The organism is Alicyclobacillus acidoterrestris (assembly GCF_022674245.1).
Classification (GTDB): Bacteria; Bacillota; Bacilli; order Alicyclobacillales; family Alicyclobacillaceae; genus Alicyclobacillus; species Alicyclobacillus acidoterrestris.
On sequence record NZ_CP080467.1, the window covers coordinates 714,332 to 738,164 of the forward strand.

Annotated in this window: 20 protein-coding genes; 11 read left to right on the forward strand and 9 right to left on the reverse strand. The window is 56.7% G+C overall.

The window, feature by feature from the left end; all coding sequences use genetic code 11:
• Position 1 precedes the first annotated feature (1 nt).
• The 7 genes from K1I37_RS03330 to K1I37_RS03360 are packed head-to-tail and all read left to right on the forward strand — an operon-like array spanning position 2 to position 6,805.
• Positions 2-1,096 carry a cobalt-precorrin-5B (C(1))-methyltransferase gene (locus K1I37_RS03330; protein ID WP_031219242.1) on the forward strand — a complete coding sequence of 365 codons (1,095 nt, stop codon included), beginning with the start codon at positions 2-4 and terminating at the stop codon, positions 1,094-1,096.
• Positions 1,086-2,354 (forward strand): precorrin-6y C5,15-methyltransferase (decarboxylating) subunit CbiE, encoded by a 1,269-nt coding sequence (gene cbiE, locus K1I37_RS03335; RefSeq protein WP_021298336.1) that lies wholly within the window; start codon positions 1,086-1,088, stop codon positions 2,352-2,354. The genes K1I37_RS03330 and cbiE overlap by 11 nt, the downstream gene beginning before the upstream one ends.
• Positions 2,351-3,064, forward strand: coding sequence for a precorrin-2 C(20)-methyltransferase (cobI, locus tag K1I37_RS03340; RefSeq protein WP_021298335.1), 714 nt, complete (start codon positions 2,351-2,353; stop codon positions 3,062-3,064). The genes cbiE and cobI overlap by 4 nt, the downstream gene beginning before the upstream one ends.
• The gene (gene cobM / locus K1I37_RS03345; protein ID WP_021298334.1) at positions 3,061-3,852 is read left to right on the forward strand and encodes a precorrin-4 C(11)-methyltransferase; all 792 of its coding nucleotides are present in this window, start codon (positions 3,061-3,063) and stop codon (positions 3,850-3,852) included. Before cobI ends, cobM begins: the two co-directional genes overlap by 4 nt.
• Positions 3,849-5,018, forward strand: coding sequence for a cobalt-precorrin 5A hydrolase (locus K1I37_RS03350; RefSeq protein ID WP_021298333.1), 1,170 nt, complete (start codon positions 3,849-3,851; stop codon positions 5,016-5,018). Before cobM ends, K1I37_RS03350 begins: the two co-directional genes overlap by 4 nt.
• Entirely contained in the window at positions 5,015-6,406 is a 1,392-nt protein-coding gene (locus tag K1I37_RS03355) for a cobyrinic acid a,c-diamide synthase CobB (RefSeq protein ID WP_021298332.1), read from the forward strand. The genes K1I37_RS03350 and K1I37_RS03355 overlap by 4 nt, the downstream gene beginning before the upstream one ends.
• 12 nt (positions 6,407-6,418) lie before the next feature.
• Positions 6,419-6,805 carry a (2Fe-2S) ferredoxin domain-containing protein gene (locus tag K1I37_RS03360; RefSeq protein WP_021298331.1) on the forward strand — a complete coding sequence of 129 codons (387 nt, stop codon included), beginning with the start codon at positions 6,419-6,421 and terminating at the stop codon, positions 6,803-6,805.
• Between the two features lie 115 nt (positions 6,806-6,920).
• Here K1I37_RS03360 and K1I37_RS03365 read toward each other — a convergent pair whose 3' ends face one another.
• From K1I37_RS03365 to K1I37_RS03375, 3 genes are read right to left on the reverse strand one after another with little or no spacing between them, the layout of a single operon-like run.
• Positions 6,921-7,643, reverse strand: coding sequence for an amino acid ABC transporter ATP-binding protein (locus K1I37_RS03365; RefSeq protein ID WP_021298330.1), 723 nt, complete (start codon positions 7,641-7,643; stop codon positions 6,921-6,923).
• Positions 7,636-8,289 carry an amino acid ABC transporter permease gene (locus tag K1I37_RS03370; protein WP_021298329.1) on the reverse strand — a complete coding sequence of 218 codons (654 nt, stop codon included), beginning with the start codon at positions 8,287-8,289 and terminating at the stop codon, positions 7,636-7,638. The genes K1I37_RS03365 and K1I37_RS03370 overlap by 8 nt, the downstream gene beginning before the upstream one ends.
• A gap of 31 nt (positions 8,290-8,320) precedes the next feature.
• Positions 8,321-9,121, reverse strand: coding sequence for a transporter substrate-binding domain-containing protein (locus K1I37_RS03375; RefSeq protein ID WP_021298328.1), 801 nt, complete (start codon positions 9,119-9,121; stop codon positions 8,321-8,323).
• A gap of 162 nt (positions 9,122-9,283) precedes the next feature.
• Here K1I37_RS03375 and K1I37_RS03380 point away from each other — a divergent pair, with 162 nt between their 5' ends.
• The gene (locus tag K1I37_RS03380) at positions 9,284-10,585 is read left to right on the forward strand and encodes an aminotransferase-like domain-containing protein (protein ID WP_021298327.1); all 1,302 of its coding nucleotides are present in this window, start codon (positions 9,284-9,286) and stop codon (positions 10,583-10,585) included.
• A 756-nt stretch (positions 10,586-11,341) separates the two neighbouring features.
• Here the strand turns inward: K1I37_RS03380 and K1I37_RS03385 are convergent.
• The 5 genes from K1I37_RS03385 to K1I37_RS03405 all read right to left on the reverse strand — a co-directional run bounded on the left by K1I37_RS03385 (position 11,342) and on the right by K1I37_RS03405 (position 16,289).
• A complete protein-coding gene (locus K1I37_RS03385; protein WP_021298326.1) occupies positions 11,342-12,778 on the reverse strand; it encodes a sodium:solute symporter family protein in 1,437 nt (478 codons plus the stop codon).
• A gap of 10 nt (positions 12,779-12,788) precedes the next feature.
• Entirely contained in the window at positions 12,789-12,974 is a 186-nt protein-coding gene (locus tag K1I37_RS03390) for a DUF3311 domain-containing protein (RefSeq protein WP_021298325.1), read from the reverse strand.
• Positions 12,975-13,112: 138 nt separating this feature from the next.
• On the reverse strand, positions 13,113-14,294 hold the full coding sequence (locus tag K1I37_RS03395; protein WP_021298324.1) for a M20 family metallopeptidase: 1,182 nt from the start codon (positions 14,292-14,294) through the stop codon (positions 13,113-13,115).
• Between the two features lie 104 nt (positions 14,295-14,398).
• The gene (locus K1I37_RS03400) at positions 14,399-15,679 is read right to left on the reverse strand and encodes a helix-turn-helix domain-containing protein (RefSeq protein ID WP_161624389.1); all 1,281 of its coding nucleotides are present in this window, start codon (positions 15,677-15,679) and stop codon (positions 14,399-14,401) included.
• Positions 15,680-15,932: 253 nt separating this feature from the next.
• Entirely contained in the window at positions 15,933-16,289 is a 357-nt protein-coding gene (locus tag K1I37_RS03405; protein ID WP_021298322.1) for a GNAT family N-acetyltransferase, read from the reverse strand.
• Between the two features lie 299 nt (positions 16,290-16,588).
• Here K1I37_RS03405 and K1I37_RS03410 point away from each other — a divergent pair, with 299 nt between their 5' ends.
• From K1I37_RS03410 to K1I37_RS03420, 3 genes are all read left to right on the forward strand, one after another.
• Complete coding sequence (locus K1I37_RS03410; RefSeq protein ID WP_242215978.1) at positions 16,589-18,658, forward strand: FUSC family protein; 2,070 nt, start codon at positions 16,589-16,591, stop codon at positions 18,656-18,658.
• Between the two features lie 117 nt (positions 18,659-18,775).
• Complete coding sequence (locus tag K1I37_RS03415; protein ID WP_021298320.1) at positions 18,776-19,465, forward strand: MBL fold metallo-hydrolase; 690 nt, start codon at positions 18,776-18,778, stop codon at positions 19,463-19,465.
• A 191-nt stretch (positions 19,466-19,656) separates the two neighbouring features.
• Positions 19,657-21,087 carry a glycosyl hydrolase family 18 protein gene (locus K1I37_RS03420; protein WP_021298319.1) on the forward strand — a complete coding sequence of 477 codons (1,431 nt, stop codon included), beginning with the start codon at positions 19,657-19,659 and terminating at the stop codon, positions 21,085-21,087.
• A 634-nt stretch (positions 21,088-21,721) separates the two neighbouring features.
• Here the strand turns inward: K1I37_RS03420 and K1I37_RS03425 are convergent.
• Positions 21,722-23,743, reverse strand: coding sequence for a peptidoglycan-binding protein (locus K1I37_RS03425; RefSeq protein WP_021298317.1), 2,022 nt, complete (start codon positions 23,741-23,743; stop codon positions 21,722-21,724).
• Positions 23,744-23,833 lie beyond the last annotated feature (90 nt).

Consider the following 23,833-nt stretch of genomic DNA (forward strand, 5'->3'; position numbering starts at 1 on the left):
GATGCTCGACGTACCCAATCGCCCGCTCCGGCACGGTTATACGACAGGTGCTTGTGCGACCGCGTGTGCCAAAGGGGCGCTTTTGACCCTGATTGAGCAGGCACCCGTGACGTCCGCGACCATCTGGATTCCCGCCGGCGAGTGGGTTGAGTTTTCGTTGCAGGACGTCGAATTCACGAAAGATATGGCGTCCGTTACGACGATTAAGGATGGCGGAGACGATCCCGACGCCACCCACGGCGCCCGCATTGTCGCGACGGTGTCGTTTATTGAAGGCGATGGCGTGGAGATTGACGGCGGCGTCGGCGTCGGCCGGGTGACGAAGCCGGGGCTCCCAATTCCAGTCGGCTTGGCGGCGATTAATCCTGTGCCGCGCAAAATGATTCGCGAGACGGTCGAGGCCGTACTCGCTGAATACGGGATTCAGCGTGGCGTCAAGGTGGTGATTTCCGTGCCGGATGGTGAGGAGATCGCCAAAAAGACGCTGAACGAGCGGCTTGGGATTGTGGGGGGCATTTCGATTTTAGGCACGCGCGGGATTGTCGTGCCGTTCTCGACGGCGTCGTACAAGGCGAGTATCGCCTACGCGATGAACGTCGCAAAGGAACAGGGGCTCACGACCGTGGTGTTGACGACCGGCGGCCGCAGTGAGAAGTACGCGATTCGCATGTTCCCAGAGTTGCCGATTGAGGCGTTTGTCGAGATGGGCGACTTTGTCGGCTTTTCGGCCAAGCACGCCAAGCGCACCGGCATGCGGGAGGTGCGCTTTGTCGGCATGATGGGCAAGTTCTCGAAAGTCGCGCAAGGCGTCATGATGGTGCACGCCAAGAGCGCGCCCATCGACTTCGGTTTTTTGGCGTCCATTGCGGCGGACGTCGGTGCGCCGGCTGAGTTGTGCCAAGCCATTCGCGAGGCCAATACGGCGAGTCAGGTCGGCGACTGGATGCTCGAACGCGGCTATCGCGAATTTTTCGATCGGCTGGCGTACGCGTGCTGTACGCACGTGCTCCAGCATGTCGACGGTGGGATGCGAATTCGGACAGATTTGACCACGCTCGCGGGCGAGTATTTAGGAGGCGCGCAAATTGACGGATAAAAAAGTGGTCGTCGTCGGCATCGGCGACGACGGTGTCAAAGGGCTCGGCGATGCGGTAAGAGACCGCATTCGCGCGTGTGCGGTGTTGTACGGGAGTGAAAGACAACTGGCTTTGTTCCCTGCGTTCACAGGCGAAAAGCGCGTGTTTCCGACGCCGATGCGGGTGGCGATAGACGAAATTGACCAAGTGTCGGCCACGCGGCCTGTGGCGGTGTTGGCCAGTGGGGATCCACTGTTTTTTGGCATTGGCGGCGTGCTGACAAAGCGCCTCGGGCATCATCGTGTGGATATTGTGCCGCACGTGAGTTCCGTGCAATTGGCGTTTGCGCGGGCTGGGCTCAGCTGGCAGGATGCGCCCGTCATCAGCTTGCATGGGCGACCTATCCAAGGGTTTGCACAAAAGCTGCACAATCGGGCGTGTGTGGCGGTGTTGACGGACGACGTCAATACGCCTGGCGCCATTGCCCGCTACCTTTTGGAATACGGCATGACGGAATATGACGCGTTTGTCGGCGAACACCTCGGCGGCGAGCAGGAGAAAACGGGTTGGTACGACCTGCAATCCCTCAGCGATGCGTCATTTGCCGCGCTGAATGTCGTCATCCTGCGCCGCCGCGATGACGCCCCATCGCCCGTATTTACGCTGGGGATGGACGACGGCGCGTTTTCGCAGCGAAAGCCCGACAGAGGGTTGATTACGAAGCGCGAGGTCCGCGTGTTGAGTCTCGCTGAATTGCGGCTGCGTCCGGGCGACGTGCTGTGGGATATCGGCGCGTGCACAGGCTCTGTATCGATTGAAGCGATTCTCTCCACGCCGGACTTACAGGTGTTTGCGGTCGAGAAAAATGAGGGCGACTTGGTCAATTTGCGTGAAAACCAGGTGAAATTTCGGACGGATTTTGTGGCTGTTCACGCGAAGGCGCCCGATGGGTTGGAGCGTTTTCCAGATCCGGATGCGGTGTTTATCGGTGGCAGCGGCGGCGAACTTGGCGAGTTGTTGCACATCTGCGCGAACCGTCTGCGCGAGGGTGGGCGCATCGTGGTCAACGCGGCGACTATCGAAAATTTGTACGAGGCGTACCAGACGTTGCGCGAACTGGGGCTGACCGTAAGCGTCACGCTGGTCCAGACGGCCCGGAGTAAGCCGATTTTGAACCTCACGCGTCTGGAAGGGATGAACCCGGTCTACTTGGTGACCGGCATCCTTGAAACAAACAGCCTTGAAACAAACCATGCGGGGGAGGAGGAGAATTCGTGACACAGACCACAGGCACGCTGTACGGCGTCGGTGTCGGCCCGGGAGACCCAGAACTGTTGACTGTGAAGGCGTTTCGGCTGATGCAGTCGTCGCCAGTGATTGCTTACCCGAACAAGCGGATGGGCGGTAAAAGCTACGCGCTGGAAATCGTCGAACAGTATGTGAACCCGGCTGAGAAGACGATGCTCGGCCTCGTGTTCCCGATGACAAAAGATGAGGACGCGTTGCGCGTCGCCTGGCAGAAGACGGTGGACGCGGTCTATGAGCACTTGGCCGCGGGGCGCGACGTCGTCTTCGTCACAGAGGGCGACCCGATGCTCTACAGCACGTTTATTCACATGGCGCGGTTGATGCAGCAAACGCACCAGGAGGTACAGGTTGTCTCGGTGCCAGGCATTTCGTCGGTGAACGCCGCGGCGAACCGATTGGGGTTACCCTTGGCGGACGGCGACGAGGCCGTCGCCATCATTCCGGCGCGCGCGGATATGGACGCGATGAGGGATGCGTTATTGCATCACGACTGTGTGGTGTTTTTGAAGGTCGCCAAGGTGCTCGACGAGATGATTGGGTTGCTCGACGAATTAGGTCTCACGGAGAAGGCGGCGGTCTGCACGAAAGTGACCTCGACGAGCGAGCGCGTCTGGCACGACGTCCGCGCCTTAAAAGGTGCTTCACTCAACTATTTGACGCTGATGGTGGTGAGGAAATGAAACTGGACGCGAAAGTGTATATCGTCGGTGCGGGCCCGGGCGACCCGGAGCTCATCACGGTCAAAGGCATGCGAATTCTTCAAGGGGCAGATGTGGTCATCTACACGGACAGCCTCGTGCGCGCGGAACTGATCGACTATTGCGGACCGACGACACAGGTGTATAAAAGCGCTGGCATGGCGCTCGAGGAAATCGTCCACCTGATGGTTTCGCACGTGCGCGAAGGGCGCAGTGTGGCGCGTGTGCATACGGGCGATCCGGCTGTCTTCGGCGCCATCTTGGAACAGATTGGACTGCTTCGGCGTGCGGAGGTTCCCTACGAGGTGGTCCCGGGCGTGAGTTCGGTGTTCGCGGCGGCGGCCGCACTTGGGGCAGAACTGACGGTGCCGGAGCTGACGCAGACGGTGATTCTCACGCGTGTCGGCGGGCGCACGCCGATGCCGGAGGGCGAACAACTGCGCGATTTGGCGAAGCACCACACGACGCTCGCGCTGTTTTTGAGTGCGACACTAGCGAAGAAGGCGGTCGACGACTTACTGGCTGCTGGCTGGTCGCCGGACACACCGGTAGCCGTCGTGCAGAAAGCCACGTGGCCTGACCAATTGGTGATTCGCAGCACACTCTCCGGTCTCGTGCGGGCGATGGGCGACGCGCACGTCTCCAGCCACGCGATGATTCTCGCAGGCTGGGCGCTTCAGCCTGATCTCGCGCTTTCGGACGGTCATCGTTCGAAGCTGTACGACAAGACGTTCACGCATCGCTACCGAAAGGGTGTGGTAGAGGGATGACGAAAGCAAACGCCGTGGTAGCGATCACCAAACACGGCACTGCCATCGCCCGGCGCCTGCAGGCGCAACTCCCGGACGTCGATGTCTATTACCCAGAGAAGTTCGCATATGGAGACGAAGCGGAGCGTGGTATCACGACCTACGAAGGATCCGTCGTCGCCCACGTGCCCACGCTGTTTCACGCGTACAGCGGCCTGATTGGCATCTTTTCGCTGGGGGCGATGGTGCGGTTGATTGCGCCGCTTCTCAAGGATAAGAAGACGGATCCGGGGGTGGTCGTGATCGACGATAGAGCAGAGCACGTCATCAGCGTCCTCTCGGGCCATTTGGGTGGCGCCAACGATTTGACGCGCAAAGTCGCGGCCGCACTTGGCGCGCGACCGGTTATCACGACAGCGTCCGACGTCGGCGAGACGCTCGCCGTCGATTTATTGGGCCGCGCGTACGGTTGGGAGATTGCCAATTTCGAGAAAGTGACTCCGGTGAGCGCAGCGGTGGTGAACGAGCAGCGCGTGCACATCGTGCAGGAGGCTGGCGAGCGGGACTGGTGGACATATGACAAACCTTTGCCACCTTATCTGCACGTGTTCGACAACACCCGCGATGCGATGCAGGAACCGTTTGACGCAGCCTTGGTCATCACGCCGCGCCTACTCACCGACGAGGAGACCCGTGTTCTCCTGCAAAACGGCGTTTTGTACCGCCCGAAGGTGATTGTCTTAGGCATCGGCTGCAACCGGGGCACGCCGGCGGACGAAATCGCCGCGGTGGTTGAGGAGACGCTCAAGGCTTTGCAGCTTTCGCCAAAGAGCATTCGCAACGTCGCGACGATTGACGTGAAGCGCGACGAACCCGGGCTACTGGAATTTTGCCGGCGCTACAACGTGCCGCTCGTGACATACGCGGCCGAGGAGTTGAACGCGGTGGAGATTCCGAATCCGTCGGAGACGGTCTACAAGTATGTGGGCGCGTACGGCGTGAGTGAACCGGCGGCACGGTTGTCGTCCGGGGCGTCGTCGTGGGTTCTGGAGAAGCGCAAGTCGGGGAACGTGACAGTGTCCGTATGTCTGGTGCCACAGAAAGCGGCTGAAATAGCAGGCGCTACGCCTTCATTGGCCGCGCAGGGGGCACGTTCTTTTGGCAGCGACGTCGAGGTGAGACCATGAAACGGCCACGCTTGGTGATTGCCGGTACGAACAGCGGTGCGGGCAAGACGACCATCACGCTGGGTATCATGGCGGCGCTCGCGCGCCGTGGGCTTTGCGTACAGGGCTTCAAGGTCGGCCCAGACTATATCGATCCCGCCTATCACACCGCCTTAACACACCGCCCCTCGCGCAACTTGGACACGTGGATGATGCCGAAGGACAGCGTCCGCGAAATTTTTCACCGCGGGAGTCAAGGCGCCGATATCTCGGTGATTGAAGGCGTCATGGGCCTGTATGACGGCAAACAGCCGCTGTCTGACGAAGGGAGCACGGCGGAGGTCAGCCGCTTGTTGCAGGCGCCGGTCATCCTGGTCGTCAATGCGGCCAGTATGGCGCGCAGTGCGGCTGCCGTGGTCCTCGGGTTTCAGCAGTTGGACCCACAGGTGCCGTTGGCGGGGGTGATTGTCAATCGCGTCGGCAGCAAGGGGCACTACGAGTTGGTCAAGGCGGCGATTGAAGCGGTTTGTCAGGTGCCGGTGCTCGGCTATCTTGAGCGCCACGACCATCTGGCCATTCCCGAGCGCCACTTAGGCCTCTTGCCGGCGATTGAGCGCGGTGAGTTGAACGACTTGTTCAATGGCCTCGCAAATGTGATGGAAGCGACGGTCAATCTCGATTTGCTCGTCGAACTCGCAGCCGACGCCGCCGATTGGCAAGCGCCATCCGAGACGCTGTTTGCTGGATCGCCTGTGCCGCCGTTTGTGAAAGTGGCGGTTGCGCGCGATAGCGCGTTTAACTTCTATTATCCAGAGAATCTGGAGTTGCTCGCGTGGTATGGCGCAGAGCTTCAATATTTCTCGCCGCTTGCGGGAGAACTGTTGCCAGAAGATGCGGATGGCTTATACATCGGTGGGGGCTTTCCAGAGGAGTTTGCCGAGATCCTTAGCGGGCAGTCGGCGCTGCAGGCGCAGATACGCGCGCGCATCGCAGATGGATTGCCGACGTTTGCCGAATGCGGCGGGTTCATGTGGCTGACCGAGTCGCTGCGGGATAAATCCGGTGCTACGCACAAGATGGTCGGCGCGATTCCGGCGCGCGTGCAGATGCAGGCCAAGCGGGCGGCACTTGGCTATCGCGAGGTGACGGCGCTGACGGACACCCTGTTGCTCGGCAAAGGCGAGACGGCCCGCGGTCACGAGTTTCACTACTCGACGGCGGCACAGACTTGTTCGAAGGATGAGACTGACAGCTGGACGTACGCGTATGCGGCGAAGGGACTGCGTGGAGAGAAGCCGGAAGGCTTTGCGCGCGGCAATTTGTTGGCAGGTTATACGCATCTGCACTTCGCGTCAAACCCGCGGATGATTCGCCGTTGGCTCGAGGCCTGTCGGACGTATCATACATAGGAGGCGTTTTAGATGGAGACGACCATCCACTCGTTGCCGCCGGGCGTCGCGACGAAGCGGCGCGTGTTGGCCCAAGTCGTGGTCTGTTCTGGATGTTGCTGTGGCCGAACAGACAAAGGTCGACCGGCGATTCCGCTCGATTGGCTGAAGCGCACGTGGAAGGAGAAGCGCCTGCTCAAACACGTGCAGCTAACGATTAGCGGCTGCCTAGGCCCATGTGACATCGTCAATGTCGTCAGCATCGTCACCAAGCACGGGGACAGGTGGTTTGGCGGCATTACGACCGAAGAGCCGTTCACGTGGCTGGTCGAATGGGCAGAGGCGACAGCGGCGCTCGGGGAACCGGATGACTTGCCTGCGGGACTCTTGCCATATGAGTTTCAGCGGTTTGCCGAGTGAAGCACTCGCGGAGCGCGCCCGGCTGGAAGTGAGACATGATAAAATCGGCCCCTGCGCGCTGCAGGAGCCGATTTTTGCGTTGCCTTGCGTCTGGTGACAGCTTTTCCGATATCCCTCACAACACCTTGGACAAAAATTCTTTCGCCCGTTCGGTCTTTGGATTGGAGAAGAACACGTCCGGTGTGGAGACTTCCAGTAGCTGGCCGTGATCGAGAAAGCAGATCTTGTCCGCCACGTTTCGAGCGAAGCCCATTTCGTGCGTCACAATGACCATGGTGATGCCAGTGTGCGCCAGGCCCTGAATGACCTGGAGGACTTCCTTGACCATCTCTGGGTCGAGTGCCGAGGTCGGCTCGTCAAACAGCATCGCCTCTGGCTTCATGGCGAGCGCCCGCGCGATGGCGGCGCGCTGCTTCTGGCCGCCGGACAGGGTCTCTGGGTAGCTGTTGGCCTTGTCCTCTAGGCCCACTTGGCGCAACAAGTCCATCGCTTCTCGTTTGGCGGTCTCTTTGTCGACACCTTTGACCTTCGTCGGCGCGTAAATCATGTTCTCCATCACCGTCTTGTGTGGGAACAGGTGAAAGTGTTGAAACACCATCCCCAAATTCTCGCGGATTTTGAGGACGTTGGTGCCCTTCGCCGTGATATCGATCCCGTCGATATAGACGTGACCCGAGGTGGGCACTTCCAGCAAGTTGAGGCAGCGCAACAGCGTCGACTTGCCGGATCCAGACGGACCAATCAATGCCACGACTTCCCCTTTGGCAATTTCGAGGGAGACGTCGTTTAGTACCTCTAGTTTGCCGAACGATTTGTGGAGGTGCTCTACTTTAATCACTCTGGCGCAGCCTCCTCTCCAAGCGGGATCCAATCCAACTCAGGAAAATGACAATGACGTAATAGATGGCCGCAATCAGAATCAGCGGTTCAAAGTAGCGATAGGTGTTCGACATCGTAATTTGCGCCCGTCGCATCAAATCGTTGGCGGTGATGACGGACACGAGCGACGAGTCCTTGAGCAGTGCGACGCTCTCGTTGACGAGTGCCGGCAAAATGTTTTTGACCGCTTGCGGCAGGATGATGTCGCGCATCATTTTGCCGTAAGGGACGCCGAGCGACAGCGCGGCATCCCGCTGCCCTGCGGGCACCGCGAGGATACCGGCGCGAATGACTTCGGAGACGTACGCGGCAGAGTTCAGCGAGAACGTGATGATACCAGCCTGCAGCGCAGGAATGTCATAGCCGGTTAGCTGTGGCACCGCGAAGTACGCGAGACTTACCTGCACCAAGAGCGGCGTGCCGCGGAAGACAGAGGTATACGCGATACCGAACCAGCGCAGCGGCGCGAACTTTGAAATCTTGATAATGGATAATAGCGTACCGAGAATAAAGCCAAAAATCGTCGACAGTACCGTGAATTCGAGGGTGACGAGGACGCCTCCCAGGATAAAGCCAAAATTGATTTGGCTAAAATCCAAGCCCATCACGCCACGCCCCCTTTACTTAGCTGTTGTGTCACTGACCGCCACCAAACCATTTTTCGGCCAGTTGTTGAAGTTCGCCGTCTTTTTTCATCTTCTCGATGGCCGTGTCAAATTTCTTGGTCCACGGTGAGCCTTTCGGGAATGCGATAGCCGATCCGTTCTCGGTCATCCCCGCAATTTTATTGATTTGCAACTGTGGGTTGCTCTTCACGTAACCGGTGGCGACCGTGTTCTCAATGACTGCCGCGTCAGCGCGGTTGGAGAGGACTTCCTGAACGACGGTTGGGATGGTGTCGAGCGAATCCAATTTTACGTTCGGGATGGTCTTTGCGGCGTCTTCCTGGATGGATCCCAATTGCGCCGCCACTTTGTCCCCACTCAAGTCCTTGAGCGATTTGATGTTGTCACCTTTTTTCGTAATGACCACATTTTCCGCTTGGTAGTAGACATCCGAGAAATCTACGCTCTTTTTCCGCTGCGGCGTCGCAGTCATGCCGGCGATGACGAAATCCGCCCGGTGTGCCTGAAGCGCGGCGATCAACCCGTCGAAATCCATATCCTCAATCTTCACCTTGAAGTGAAGCTGTTTTGCAATGGCATTTGCAACATCGATATCAAATCCGACAATTTTGTCCTGCCCACTTGAAGTATCATGGTACTCATACGGTTTGTAGTCGGCTGAGGTTGCCAGAACCAAGGTGGGTTCGGAACCGGATGAACCACTGGTGGAGTTGGTTGAACCAGATGTCGAATTCGTACCGCAGCCGGTCACGGCCGCAGCCATGAACGCTACAGCACCGACTGCAGCGCCAATTTGCGTAAAACGTTTCATGTGCATATCCCCCTATTTTTAAACGCCATCGCGATTCGTATAATCTTTTTATATAATGTATATATATGCAGTTGACCAATATGTCCAGAGGAAATTGCAACTAAATTCATATTCGCAATTCAAGGTGTTTTCCGATTAATTGTTGATTAGGTGGCTGATTTCGTGAACAAACGTGAACTTTTCCCGCCGGCCGTACGCGCGGCGCTGCAATATCCCGCACCCGGTGCTTGGATGCCAGAGGTCCCTGCAGGTGCTATCCGCCTCAGTGCTGGCTACCCGGATGCTTCGTTGATTCCAACTGCCGAGTTTACCCGTTCGATTCAGGCGTTGGTTCAGGAAGAACGCGATTTACCATTTCATTACCTCGGCAGCAGTTACGCCACAAATCTTCGCCAGTGGGCGCGAAATCATCTCGCGAGCCGCGGCATCGTGGTCGATGGGGCGCAAACGCAACTACTGATCACCGCCGGCGCCATTCAGGGTCTCGATTTAATCGCGCGCGTCTTGCTCGATTCCACTCGCGCCGTCCTGGTCGAAGCGCCAACTTATATGGAAGCGTTGGAGATCTTTCAGAACTACACAGACGATATTATCGCCGTCCCGATGGACGCGGATGGATTGCGCCTTGACGCGCTGGAGCAGATTTTGGAGGCGCGCTTGGCGGCACACCAAGTGATGCCTACGTTTCTGTATACCATCCCGACGTTTCAGAATCCGACGGGGTATACGCTGAGCGATGCCCGCCGCAGACGACTGCTCGATCTCGCCAAACGCTATGACTTCCTCATCGTCGAGGATGACGCGTATGGAGAGATTTTCTTTCAGCATCCACCCGTTGCGCTCAAGGCCCTTGATGAGGAGAAAGATCAGGTGATTCATGTCGGATCCCTATCAAAAGTTCTCGGCCCCGGCCTGCGCGTGGGTTGGAGTGTCGGACCTGCACCGATTATCGACGCGATGTCCGTGTTCAAAAAGGACCTAGATCACACGTTTGTCGAAGCGGCAGTCGGATTCTACCTACAGCAGTCGGATTGGCCTGCACAACTCGCCACCATCCGCGCAACCTACCACGCCCGCTGCGATGAGATGCTCCATCTCCTCGCAAAGTCGATGCCACAAGATGTCACTTGGACAACTCCACAGGGCGGGTACTTTGTCTGGGTCCATGTGCCGGGTGTCGACACGCTGGCGCTCTTGCCGCACGCCTTACGGGCGGGCGTCGCTTACATCCCTGGCTACTACTTCTATAAGGCGCCGATACCTGCGGCGGTCGGAGGTGCGCCGGCGGTGGGGGGGGCGGTTGCGCCGGTGGTGGCAGGTGTGCCGGCGGGGGGCGCTGCGGTGGCGGGTGCTGGCGCTGGCGCGGAGTACCTGCGGCTGTCGTTTAGCCACGTGAGCCCCGCCGAGATGGCGAGCGGCATCGAGCGCCTGGCCGCCGCGATTCGGGCATTTCGCGGCGACTGATGGGCGTGTGTCGGGGCGGAGGTTGCGGCCGGCACGGGGGAGTGTGCGTGTGCGGCGGATCGAAGGTACGTGCTGCCGCACAGCATGAGACCGGGATCGATGTGTCTGACGTGACTGACGTGTCTTAATAAGACCATTCAACTGAAAATCCGCCGGATAAGGTCGAAAAAATACCCTATTCGCCACTCTAGGCCGTGATTTCCGGTGATTTTGCGGGCATAAGGTAAATTTCATGCACTAAGTGCCGCAGATTTCCTAGGAGCCCGGGAATAAGGCAGAAAATGTGCGCTATTTCACCGGGATCGCGCCCGGGGCACGCGTGCCTGCGCCTGACCCGCGTGCCGGGTTGCCTCATACCATGAGACCGGGATCGACGTGATTGACGTGTCTTAATAAGACCGTTCAACTGAAAATCCGCCGGATAAGGTCGAAAAAATACCCTATTCGTCACCCTAGGCCGTGATTTCCGGTGATTTTGCGGGCATAAGGTAAATTTCATGCACTAAATGCCGCAGATTTCCTGGGAATCCGGGAATAAGGCAGAAAATGTGCGCTATTTCACCGGGATCGCGCCCAGGCCCCGCGTGCCGCCGCCGGGCCGCGTGCCGACCACCGCGCCCCTCCACCGCATCCACCCACATAACACAAGCGCGCCGCTTGGCGTAATGCCCATGCGGCGCGCTCGATACGTGAAGCCGGGTGGCTTCCGTGTGTCTGTCTGCTGTGGTCTGGCTTCAGCGGGCTGTTCAGGTCGGTTTATGCGGTCACCGACTCTTTGACCTTGCTGCTTGCATCGCGTGTGACGGCAGAGACGACTAGGACGACAATCATATTGCCAAGCATGGACCAGAAGCCGATATTGACACCCCACAGGATGGATTGGCCTGAGAGTGTGAAGTAGACGACGAGGCCCACACCGACCAGGATGCCGGCGAATGCGCCAACTTTGCTGACCGCGCCGCGCGCGAAAATCGCGAGCAGGACGGTTGGGAAGAACTGCGAGACGAAGTCGTATCCCATCAGCAAGAGGGAGACAATCGCCGCGTTGCTTTGCAGTGAAAAGAGAAACGTGACGGCTGCTACAATCCAGACGAACACGCGAGCGACGATTTGCACCTTTGCGTCCGTCGCGCTTTTGGACAAGGGACGGTAGATGTTCTCGGCGATGAGCGTACCTGCCGACATCAGCATCAAGGAACCTGGCACAATGGCGGTCAGTACGCCCGCGCCGCCGATGATGCCCGCGACCCAAGCCGGGAACACCTTTTGGACAGCGGCCAACAGGGCCAAGTTCGAATTTTGCAGGTTCGGCACAATGAGGATGGCCGCAAATCCTGCGAAAAAGACGAACAACAGCACGAGTTGATAGAGTGGCAGGAAAATCGCGTTGCGTCGGAAGATTCTTTCATGCTTCGCCGTATACACGGCGCCGAAGGCGTGCGGCCACATGTAAAATCCGAGGCCCGTCATGGCGACGGTCGAAATGAACCAGGGAATACCCATGCCGCCATTGCCAAGTGTCAAAAAGCCAGGCTTTTCTTGGTTGATCTTTGTAAACATGTCGTGAAATCCACCGACGTGAATCGGCAGGGCAATGCCGATAAACAGGACGACGATGACAATCAGGATGTCTTTTAGGACGGCTGTCCAGGCTGTACCGTGAATTCCGCTGATGGTCACGTACACGGCCAGGACAATCATTGCGATGCCGATGGAGACAGGCTGACTGATGGCGCCATAGGAAGCCGTTTCGACGATGAGGCCAAGGCCAGTCATCTGCGATTGCAGGTAAGGGATAATGGCGACTACACCGACGACGGCGACCAGAATGCCGAGCCACTTGCTATCAAACATCTTGATGAAAAAGTCCGGTTGCGAAATGAGATTGTGTTCTTTTGCATAGCGCCAGATTGGCGGTAGTAGAAAATAGGAAAACAGGTAGGCGACGGCGCCGTATGCCAGGATGTACACGGTGGGTCCACCTGTTCCGTAGGCCCAACCACTGCCGCCAAGGAACGTGAACGTCGTGTAAATTTCACCGGCGAGCAACAGGAAGACAAACATCACGCCAAAGCCGCGGCCGCCGACGGACCACTGTTCCAAGTCCATCTTCTTCTTGCGGCGAGCCAGCATGCCTAAAATCAATGAAATCAGTATCGTGGCGAAGATAATCACCATGGGTGACTTGTGCATAGCGAAGGTTTCACTCCTTATTCGTCGGATCGAATTTGTACACGATAGCCATGCACACAGATGTCAGGACAATCCAAACGACCATATAGAAAAATAAGAACGGCATGCCGAGTACAATCGGTGTGGCATGATTTGCGAAGATGACACCGATAAAAATCCCAATTATCGGAATAATCGTAAGCCAGCGGACGGACAAAGCCGTCACCTCCTTTCAACCTGTAATGACTCGTAATCGCCCGCGGTGCTGGTTTTCAGCCAGCTGTTTCGTGCTGGCGCATTCGTTCGAATGCAGCGTTGCCCTTTTCACACTGGTGCAATTTCGATTGAACGCAGATTAGCCTAATGTCTTCAGTGCGATGCTGACGAACGCTTCGACGCCGATAGGCAATGCGTCTTCGTCTATGGTGAATTTGGGATGGTGGTGCGGGTAGACGATGCCCTTCGCCACGTTGCCAGCGCCGACGTTGAAAAATGTGCCAGGCGTCACGCTTTGATAAGCTGAGAAATCCTCGCCGCCCATATGTGGCTCTCCCTCGATCACGACTTCCTCCCCGAATACCTCGACGAGCGCGTCGCGCACGCGTTGGGTGACTGCCTCGTCATTGATGACTGGGCGATACCCCTGCTCGTAGCGGAATTCATAGGTAGCGCCGTGCGCCTCTGTGACGCCTTTGACGATTTGTTCCATCAGCCGTGGAACCTCCGTGCGCAGTTCCGGCTTGAACGAGCGGACTGTGCCGTTGAGCTCCACCGTCTCCGGAATGACGTTGTGTGCCGTACCCGCGTGGAACTGGGTGACGGAGAGCACAATCGGGTCGAGCGGGTCAATATTGCGCGACACGATGTGCTGCAGGTTGGTGACCACTTGGGCGGCGATGACGACCGGATCGACCGTGGTATGTGGCATCGCCGCGTGACCGCCCTTACCGCGAATGGTGATGTAGAACGTGTCGGGGGCGGCCATGAAGGGGCCGGATCGGACGGCGATTTTGCCCACTTCCAGCGGCGACCAGAGGTGGATGCCGATGACCGCATCAACGCCTTCCATCACGCCGGCGTTGACCATTTCCTGTGCGCCACCAGGAAACAACTCCTCCGCGTGTTGAAAGATGAAGCGGATCTCGCCGTGAATCTGAACGGCCAATTGACTGAGAATTTTCGCTGTTCCGAGCAGCATCGCGGTATGTCCGTCGTGCCCGCAGGCGTGCATTTTGCCCGGTGTGTTGGAGATGAATTCAAAGTCGTTTTCCTCAGTGATTGGCAGCGCGTCCATGTCGGCGCGAATCGCCAAGGTGGGGCCAGGCTGTGCGCCCTTTAGCCGCGCGAGTACACTGGTCTTGGTGGGGCGGGATAGCTCAAGGCCTGGAAACGTGGACAGCGTGTCATAGACAAATTGCGCCGTTTGAGCTTCTTCAAACGACAATTCCGGATTTTGATGCAAATGGCGTCTCCAGGTGACCAATTCACCACCAATTTGTTGGACCAGGGAACGGATATTCGACAGCTCAACAGACATGATTTCATCTCCCAGAATTATGCTAAAAATCAGCCGAACCTATTTTCGGCTGATTTACGGTTGAGAACACTATAGCATTCTTAGAAATTGTCTGACTAGTCTAATTACAATCGAATATCGTAAATTTTTCGCGGTCGGCCACGTTGATAGGGGGTCTCTTCTCCGACGACCGTTGCCAGGCCATGCGCTTCTAACGTCAGGAGAATGCGGCGAGCGCTGCGCGGCAAGATATGCAGGTGCTTGGCGAGTTCGTGTGCGGTCAATCGGGTTGAGCCCCGCTTGTCGAGCACACTCGCGAGTTTTGTCAGGGTGAGTGCGCTGAGCGAGATCGCATGGCTCAAGTCTTCATAATCCCCGTGTGACAGCGGGTAAGATAATGTTTCCTCGCCACTGCTCAGTGGTGAGATGACCTGGTTGTTCTCCAAGACACAGACCCACTGTCCAAGGCCTAAGGTACTTGCCTCGTTCAACGCGAAGTGTGCGCGCTCTTCTGCCGCTAAGACGGTTGTCCCGATACCAATACCCACCGTAATCTGAGCTTCGATGTCGGCTAGGAAGGGCAGGGTCGGCCGCCTTGAAAAGTTGTGTGTGATTTCTTCAATGGCACCACGGGTTGCATAGACCATCCACTGCGAAGCGCTCACTTTTTGCGTGGAGCCATGGACATAGCGCGCGTAACGCTGCACCGTCGCGTCGCAATCGGTGGCCAATGTGGCGATTTGGTCAGGGTTCATCCCAATCAATTGGACGACGACTTGTGCGTCGCGCGATTGTAACAGTTCGTGTGTCTGAATGATGTTTTCGAGCACTTGGCGAACTTCGCTGTGTGTCGGCGTCAGGTGCATCGTGGGGAGGCCCAGTTTTTCGAGTTGCAGATGGGCGGAACGGAGGCACGTGATAGATGCACGCGTCACACCTTCTTCCCAGAGCGATTTGTGATAGTTGACGAGCTCCTCTGATCGGATGACGCCGTTGTAGTGTTTGAGGTGCACCGTTGACGAGATGCCGACATCGGCTAAAAACGCTGCGACGACATCAGGACTGAGTGTGTCAAAGCTGATGTCCGACACTTTCAATCCGCGCTCATGAACCCAATATAGGAGGGCTTTATAAAGTCCCTCACCAGAGTGGCGCGTGTAGAACATCGGGCGGTCTACCTGCAATTGCTGGCGCGCGATGGAATAGGGAACTTGGCCGCTGAAGAGCCACATCTGCGCCCGGGACAAATACGGCGCAATACGGTCAGGTATCTCGTCTTCCTCCCAATAGACAATCGGGATTAATTCCAACTCCTCATACGTTTTCGCGACTTCCTGAATAATGGCCAGCGAGTCATCCGCGCCAAGTACGCCCAATTGAATTCGGTTCGTTGTGTGCATCATCATCGGCCGCGACATGAACGAGCGTTGAATGCCAGCTGTGGGCGGAGTTTGATTCGGCGTGCGGTTGCGGGCGAACGATGTTTGTCATTGTGTATTCTCATGGCGCTGTCTCACACTTTCCTTTGTATGATTCGGTACCGAATTGTGTCGTGATCAATAAAATGAAAGTTTCGCGCTGTCGTGCTTGTCGTGTTACATGTAACGTCATCATAGCGTTGAGCTTTTACCCCGTACGCTCAAATTTATATGCGCAAATTTATTTCCACGCGGAAAGGTCCACCCAGCCTACTGCGTATTCTATGAGTGGCGTGCCGTCTAACTCATCTAGCTTCTCATCGAATTTCTTTGCACCCACGTGTTCATAAAAACGAAGTGCTGGGTTATCCTTCAGTACCCAAGTCATCATGTTGTGGTATCCAAGAGCCCGCAAATGGTTGACAACCTTTCCGAGCAACGCGCGACCCATTCCGCTCCTCTGAAACGCTTCGCAAATATAGAGCGCATAGAGTTCACCCTGATACGTTCGATGGCCCGATCTCTCTTTTCCACCGCTGGCGAATCCCACAATCCCATTTCCAACTATCAACATGCACTTTCGCAATGCCGGTTGCATCTTCGGGATTTGCTTTCCTGATAACCATCCGTGTACCTCCTAGATGAATTGGTGAACAGGATCATCGTACTATAATCAGAGAATTTTGTAATAGGGACTCGTTTCAAGATGACCTCACGATGCAGCCATGTCTTGCTTACACACACCATTTTCATGGTTTGTTCATGGTGACAAAGAGCATCTTAGGGGGCCGTATACGGTATAGTTCTACTGATGAAGTGTTTGGTTTGAAAAATATTTGTAAACGGTTGGAAAGGCGGCTGCCGCGAAAGATGCTTCGCAAAAGAACGTTGAGAAGCTTGAATACCTTGACTGCGCACGACAGAACGCAACTTCTCGTTCTGGCGGGTGTCCGCAATGCTGTGGGGGTGGTGCTGCCTCTCGTGGTCGGCCTCTTGGCACACCAACTCCTGCTTGGCGTAGGCGTGTCCGTCGGTGCGCTTGTCACCGGTTTTGCAGGTATGAGCGGCACCGCTCGAAAGCGCACGCGAACCATGCTCCTGGCGACTGCATGGATGGGGGTCGCGACGTTTATCGGCGCACTCGCGGGGAATATTTCCTGGCTCATTGTCCTGTGTATCATGGCCAGTGGCTTTATCGCGGCGATGATGGGGGCACTGAGCAACGAAGCGGGACAAGTTGGGCTTTTGTCGACCAATGCGTTGTTGCTGGTCTCAACCTATCCACAAGATCCGCTTCACGCCGTTTATCGGGCAATTCTAGTTTTGGTCGGTGGATTGTGCCAGACGCTGTTGATGCTCTTCGTCGACGCAATGAGTCGCAGAAGTGCGGAGGCGGCGGCCGTGGCGCAGGTGTACGCGAGCCTCGCGAATTACGCACGAAGGCACACACGGGTCGCCGATTTGCAGTTGGCCACGGCGCTGCTCAACGCGGAGACCGCACTCAATGACTCGTATATGAAACAAGTGAAGTGGCAGCAACTGCGTGTGTTGACGAATACCGCTGAACAAATTCGGATGTATACGGTCGCGTTGGTGGGGATGACGCGCGGCCATGATAACCACAGTGGCGGCGGGGCATCGGACGGGATCGAACCAGTGCTTCGCGCGTTGGCGGATGTTGTCCAGCGATTGTCCCACGTAATTCGCGAACAGCCAATTCATCCGTCGGATGACGCGCAACGGTTGCAGTTGGCGGTGGCCGAATTGAAGCGTGCATCAGACGGGGTAGCGGCGGGAGAAGCCCGTCTTTACGCGCAGGAAGTCGCTGTCGTCATCGCTCGCGCGGTTGACCAATGGACTGGGATTGTCCCGGCCGATAGGACATCGGCGCCAGCAAAGACGCCGCTTATGCACCAATGGGAGCGGGCGTGGACCGTCTTGCGGGCGAATCTCACGCTCAAATCCACGACGTTTCGGCACGGCATTCGGGTCATTGTGACGCTGTGGATTGGGTGGATGCTCTCGCGTTGGCTGCCGTTGCCGCACGGCTACTGGTTGCCGCTCACGACGATGATTATTCTCAAGCCGGATTTTACTGCCACGTTCTCACGGGGCATCGCGAGAATGGCGGGGACCGTCTTGGGAATTTGTGCGGCGACGTGGCTGGTTCAGGTGCCGGATAAGAACCACTTGTTTGGTGCACTGCTCATCCTTGTGTTCGCTGGTGCGATGTATACGATGGTCAATTACAATTACGCGCTGTTCACTTGCGCGCTCACCGGCGAAATTATTGTGTTGTTGTCGTTCTTTCAACAGCAGCCTGTGCTCTCGACGATGGTGGGGCGGCTGATCGCTACGGTCATCGGCAGCTGCCTGGCGTTTGGTGCGTATATCCTCTGGCCGTCCTGGCGGCATCAAAGCGTTCACGTGGCGTTGGCGGATTTGATTCGAGCGCAAAGGAATTACTTTCAAGCCGTCCTGGCAAGGTTGCGCGATGGTCAGGGGACGCAGGTTTCAGCGCTCCGCAAGTCGGCGCGCCTCGCCCGCACGAACGCTGTGGCAGCGGTGCAACAAGCGATGAACGAGCCGGTGCAACAGGGGTGGGATCCACACGTCGCAATCGGTGTGCTCGCCGCGATGCATCGCTTTTCCGACGTTCTATTGGCACTGGAGGCCCGCTTGCAAAAGGGGGATCACCCGCGTGAGGAGGACCGAGCGCTGTTGGATGTCGGCAAATACATCGACGAGGCATTGCACGTGATGGAATTCGCCGTCATGCATCGGGATGTGGAGCTGGATGCGGACAGTATGGAGCGCATGATTGCACATCCTCAATGGAGCCATTATGCACCGATGCCAGAGGAGGCCATCAGCGTGGTCGCGCGGCTGGAGAGTATCGTCCACACGATGATGCGCATGATGCCGATGCACCGATCACCACAGGACGATGGTGTACACGTGGATTGATGGTGAAGGATTTGGGTATGATGGCGCGCGATTTGTTTTTGGTATGTCACAGTGCGTACAATAGTCGAGGCATTGTCTGAGGACGACATTGTCTGATAGAAGGAGGCGTACTGACCAATGAATCGAATTGCGGATGGAATTGCACAACTTGAATTATCCATTGACCTGCAAGGGCATCAAATGGTGATTCACCCAACGCTTCTTTGGGACGAAGAGAATGCGATTTTGGTGGATACCGGCTTCCCTGGCATGCTTCCAGCGATTCAACGTGAAATGGAGCAGGCAGGTGTGCCGTTCGAGCGGCTGAACAAAATCATCTTCACGCACCAGGATTTTGACCACATTGGCGGTGCGCCAGAAATTCGTGCAGCGGCAGCGCAGCAGATTGAGGTATTGGCGCACGAATTGGACAAGCCATACATCGAAGGGGACAAACCGTTGATTAAATTCGACGCGTCCCGCGGTGAACCACCAAAGGTCAAAGTCGACACGACCGTCGCTGACGGCCAGGTGCTTCCGTATCTCGGCGGTCTCACGGTCATCTTCACGCCGGGTCACACGCCAGGTCATATTAGCTTGTATCACGCCAAGAGCCACACGCTTATCACGGGTGACGCGATTATCTCGGAAAACGGGAAATTGCTCGGACCAAATGAGGCCTTCACACCAGACGTGGGCGAGGCATGGCGTTCAATTGCGCATTTCTCGGATTTCGACATTGAGACGGCGCTCTGCTATCACGGTGGCATCTGCAATCAAAACGTCAACGACCAGTTTGCTCAACTAGCAAAGAAATCGCGGGCGTAAGTGTTTTAGCACCACAACACAGCAGTCTACCGCCACAATGAAAAAATGAATGGGTCACTGGGGGATCCGATGCGCGTTCGCACGTGTCGTTGGGATGCCCCCAGCAGCTCTCTCCACGCATTTCCAGCGGATTTTCCTCCTAACTTCCAGTAGAATCATAGACAAAGAGACTCTGGGAGGATTTACGCCACTTGAATCGACGCGCTGCAGTCAGTCTATTTACTCTAGCCGTTTCTGCACTAGCTTTCCCAACCGATGCGATTGCCAGTTCATCGCTTCAGAAAACCGTGAAGGTCAACGGAACAGTCCTCTCTCGCCCGTATGGTGTCGTCACCTCCGACGGCAGCCAACAGACCACCTTCATGCCGATTTGGTATGTCGGTAAGGCGCTGGAGGCGGCAGGTTTTACGCAGTCCTGGGACGGAAAAAGTCATACCTGGACGCTGACCACCGCAACAGATGGGGACTTCTCTGAAATTCCGGTCGGGAGCGGATCCGCCAGCATTGTCATCAACGGCAAACTGGTCAAGAAGGTCAATACAGTCGTCAAAAAGGATCCGGCTGCGGGCGCCAATGCGCAGCCCACGGTCTATATGCCGATTTACTATATTGAACAGATTTTTCAAGCGGCGGGTATTCAGACGTCCTGGAATGGGGTAACTTGGTCCATTACGTCTGGCGCAACCAATCCAGTTGTGTTTGGCTTTGTCACCAACTATGGCGGCAGTACAGATTCTCTGACAGATTTGGAAGCGAATCCGATCGTGACGGAGTTTAGCACGTTTACCCACTCGATTACAGCTTCCGGCGGCTTAGAGGGAACACGCTTCACACAAGCGGGCACCTACGCGCAACAGAACGGCTTGGCCGCGTATATCACGGTGACGAATATGAATTCGACGACCGGCGATTTCGACGGGACACTTGCGACGCAAATCTTGAGCGATGCTACAAAGCGGCAAGCACTTCTGAACAACATGGTGTCACTCGTGCAAGGCACGCCGTTTGCGGGCATCAATATCGACTTTGAAATGCTCCCAACCTCCAGCCGATCCCTATTCTCATCGTTCATCACAGACCTCGCGAACGCCCTGCACGCAGCCGGCAAACAACTGAGTGTCGACGTACCGGCGGTCACGAACGCGAGCAGCGCCTATAACTACGCGACCATCGGCACTGCCAGCGACGAAGTGATGGTCATGGCTTACGATTACTCGTACCCAGGCGGACCTGCCGGCGCCATTGCACCAGTGGGCTGGGTGCAGCAGGTGATGTCTTACACTACGACGCAAATTCCACCTGACAAAGTGCTCCTTGGATTACCCGTATACGGCTACGACTGGGCAAATGGACAGACGACAGCCCTGACACTGACCCAGGTCAACAAGCTGATATCGGAAAATAACATCACGCCGAAGTGGGACAGCCAGGCCGAGGAACCCTACTTCACATACACGGCCAGCGGCGCGACCCACACGGTCTACTACGAAAACGCCCAAAGTATCGAGGACAAGCTTCAACTGGCGAAACAGGACAACCTTCGCGGCGTCGCGCTGTGGCGGATCGGGCTGGAAGACAACGAAGTCTGGGCACCGCTCCAGCAGTACGCTGACGGCAACTGATCGGTGATTGCGGCTGGTGGATGTGGATGACGCTGGGCAGGCGGGTGGGGCTGCCGCGTTGAAGACGATTTGTACATATGTGCGTGTATATGCATATATGTACAAATCGGCGGGGACGGCGTGATCGGCATCCTCTTGCGGCGGCCCTGGATACCCCGTTCTAGCTGGATTTTGTATTGATGTATACATGTATTTTGGAATTTCCGGGACTATCTGTGTGCTCTGGGCCTGCCGCCTCGAAATTAAGGCACAAAATGTACCTTATATATGCCGTTTTGCGCCGGCTGAGGAGAATAGGGCATGAAAAATGCCCTATTCTCCGGTCAGCGGGGGATTTCAGGCGCGATCCGGCCACATAAGGCACAAAATCGGTCTTAATTATTTGATTTTTTCAACTTGTGCCCGGATAAGGTAGAAAATCGACCTTAATGCCCGGCTACCGGCCACCCGGTCATCGCGATCCGCTGCCAGCCACCGGCTACCCGGTCACCGCGCCCCGGCTCGCGGCTTGCCACCGCCCACCGGCCACCGGCTCTCTGCCCCGCGCACGCAGCTCAGCGCCTCACGCCGCGATCCCGCCCCACCCACCAAGGGCTGGGCCAGGGCGGGCCGGGTGCGACACCGTGCAAGAGCCCTACTGTTGCGCGACGAATGTGGCGCTTGTTGCAGGGACGTAGCCCGTTAGCAGGGTGCCTGGCGACTGGTTGCTGCCGGAGGCCGAGGATTCAATCGCGAATTGAATCTGGTACATGCTGCCGCCTGGCGTCGATGAGGCCGCAACGACGAAGTCGCCGCTGTGGAGCGTGGCGACTTTTGCTGTGCCGGCTGCGTCACTATAGACGGGGATGTTGGTGTTGGTGCTCGTCGGTTTTGCGGCCATCAGGCGGTAGACGTTGGTCAATTGTACATATTGTGAATCGACCCAGCCGACATTTTCGATGTGGTACCACGGAACCACGTAGCCACCCGCCATGCCTTCGGCGATTTGATCAATTTTGACCGGCTCATTGGCAGGGAGTGTGGATGTGGTGTCGTCTGGGTGAATGTACGTCTCCCACATCGAAAAACTCCAGTTCCCGTCCTGAGGTAGATTGTGAGCAGCCTCGAATCGTTTGACCGCCGTCTCTGTCGCGGTGCCGTATTGTCCGTCGACCGTCAGACTTGCGTCGACCGTTGATTTGAGGAATTGTTGGACCTGTTTCACAGAGTCGCCGAAGCTGCCGCTTTCCAGTGGCCCGGGGAACATATCCGTCTGCCCTTCGGCTACGCTTGGGTAGTACGGAACGCCGTTATAGTATGGATTCGATTCGGTGCTCCCCGTGGCCCCGTTCAGGTAGTAGACCGGCTCCGTTGTGCTGCTGGGCGCCGGCGGCGTGTTGCTTGGTGAATAGGTTTGATAGTCTTTGACGCTGGAGTTGACGAAGGAGGAAATCTCGCCCATCAGGCTCTCAACGTTCGAGGCCCATCCGGGGTCGGACGCATAGTTTACGCTCATACCTGTCAGTGTGGGGGATCCGCCATAGTTGCTGCTCGACGGGTCGAGGTAGTTATTGCGCACTTCCCACGCCTGGAAGCGGATGGCGTAGTCGTCACTTGGGAAGACGCCGGCGTCCGCACCAGCATTGGCGTCGTAGGCGCCATACCCAAATAGGTTGTTCTTTTGCTGCGCAATGGCGCTCGTCCCGTTGCCAGTCTCTTCGATAGCGTGGGCGACGAGGTAGTTCGCGTCGACCCCATACGTGCGCTGCGCGTCCATAAAGGATGCGCCGAGTCCCGTCATTGGAGAGCCGACGGTGTTGTTATAGACGCTTTTGGACAAGTACGCGTCAATGCTGTCCGCAGTGATGCTGGAAGGTGCCGGATATCGCAAGTCGACATTGCCATAGGCAGCTGCGCCGCTTGGTGCAGTGGATTGCGCCGAACTGGTCATCTTCCACGTGTTCCCGTTCCAATCGGAATGGATTCCAACGCGGTCTAGCGCTTGGATCACGTTGTAGATGGGCATGAAGGTTGTGGTTGAGTTGGAGGCGGGATCGACATGGGTAATCCCCATCACCCGCGCCACAACGGTCCCGTTGATGGCAATCGCCATGCTGCCTTTGCCATACTTAATGCTACTGTAGTCCACCGAAGTACTCGATGGGACCTTGATATTCCAGACGTTGTTTGACCACGTGTGCGTGAATCCCTCTTTGTCCAACGTCGACATGACGTACCAAATCGGCATGTAAGCCGTTCCATTGTACGTAAATCCGTAGGGTGACGTAATCAACTTATTATTGTAGTAAATGTGTTTGACTTCCAAGTTTTTCGCGGCTGTGCTCGACTTACTGAGGTTGATAGGTTTGACGACGAGTGCAGAAACCGCTTTGTTTAGGGCATTCCACGTCGCCGTGTTGACGACGCCGTTCGCCGTCAATTTGTGTTTCGTTTGAAACGCTTCGACTTCCGCTTCAGTCTTCGGCCCAAAAATTCCGTCCGCTTGGCCGACTGTGAACCCAAGTGCATTGAGGTCATTTTGTAGGGTGACGACTTCACTGCCGGTCGATCCCGCCTCAATCACACTAGGCGCCGCCTGCGCGTAAGACACGGCAGGGACAGAGCAAACCATGAGCGTCGAGAGGGTGACCCCGGCAACCAAATGTTGAAATTTCATCTTGTGCCTCCAATTCTCCAGATTGTACTCGCATAAGCAGAGAATGGTATGTTCTAGCGCGCAAAAAGATAGAGGTGATAGTTACCTCTC

Coding starts and splice junctions, on each gene's coding strand:
- K1I37_RS03330 (WP_031219242.1), top strand. CDS start 2: ATGCTCGACGTACCCAATCGCCCGCTCCGGCACGGTTATACGACAGGT.
- cobM (WP_021298334.1), top strand. CDS start 3,061: ATGAAACTGGACGCGAAAGTGTATATCGTCGGTGCGGGCCCGGGCGAC.
- K1I37_RS03350 (WP_021298333.1), top strand. CDS start 3,849: ATGACGAAAGCAAACGCCGTGGTAGCGATCACCAAACACGGCACTGCC.
- K1I37_RS03355 (WP_021298332.1), top strand. CDS start 5,015: ATGAAACGGCCACGCTTGGTGATTGCCGGTACGAACAGCGGTGCGGGC.
- K1I37_RS03360 (WP_021298331.1), top strand. CDS start 6,419: ATGGAGACGACCATCCACTCGTTGCCGCCGGGCGTCGCGACGAAGCGG.
- K1I37_RS03370 (WP_021298329.1), bottom strand. CDS start 8,289: ATGGGCTTGGATTTTAGCCAAATCAATTTTGGCTTTATCCTGGGAGGC.
- K1I37_RS03375 (WP_021298328.1), bottom strand. CDS start 9,121: ATGAAACGTTTTACGCAAATTGGCGCTGCAGTCGGTGCTGTAGCGTTC.
- K1I37_RS03385 (WP_021298326.1), bottom strand. CDS start 12,778: ATGCACAAGTCACCCATGGTGATTATCTTCGCCACGATACTGATTTCA.
- K1I37_RS03395 (WP_021298324.1), bottom strand. CDS start 14,294: ATGTCTGTTGAGCTGTCGAATATCCGTTCCCTGGTCCAACAAATTGGT.
- K1I37_RS03400 (WP_161624389.1), bottom strand. CDS start 15,679: ATGATGATGCACACAACGAACCGAATTCAATTGGGCGTACTTGGCGCG.
- K1I37_RS03405 (WP_021298322.1), bottom strand. CDS start 16,289: ATGCAACCGGCATTGCGAAAGTGCATGTTGATAGTTGGAAATGGGATT.
- K1I37_RS03415 (WP_021298320.1), top strand. CDS start 18,776: ATGAATCGAATTGCGGATGGAATTGCACAACTTGAATTATCCATTGAC.
- K1I37_RS03425 (WP_021298317.1), bottom strand. CDS start 23,743: ATGAAATTTCAACATTTGGTTGCCGGGGTCACCCTCTCGACGCTCATG.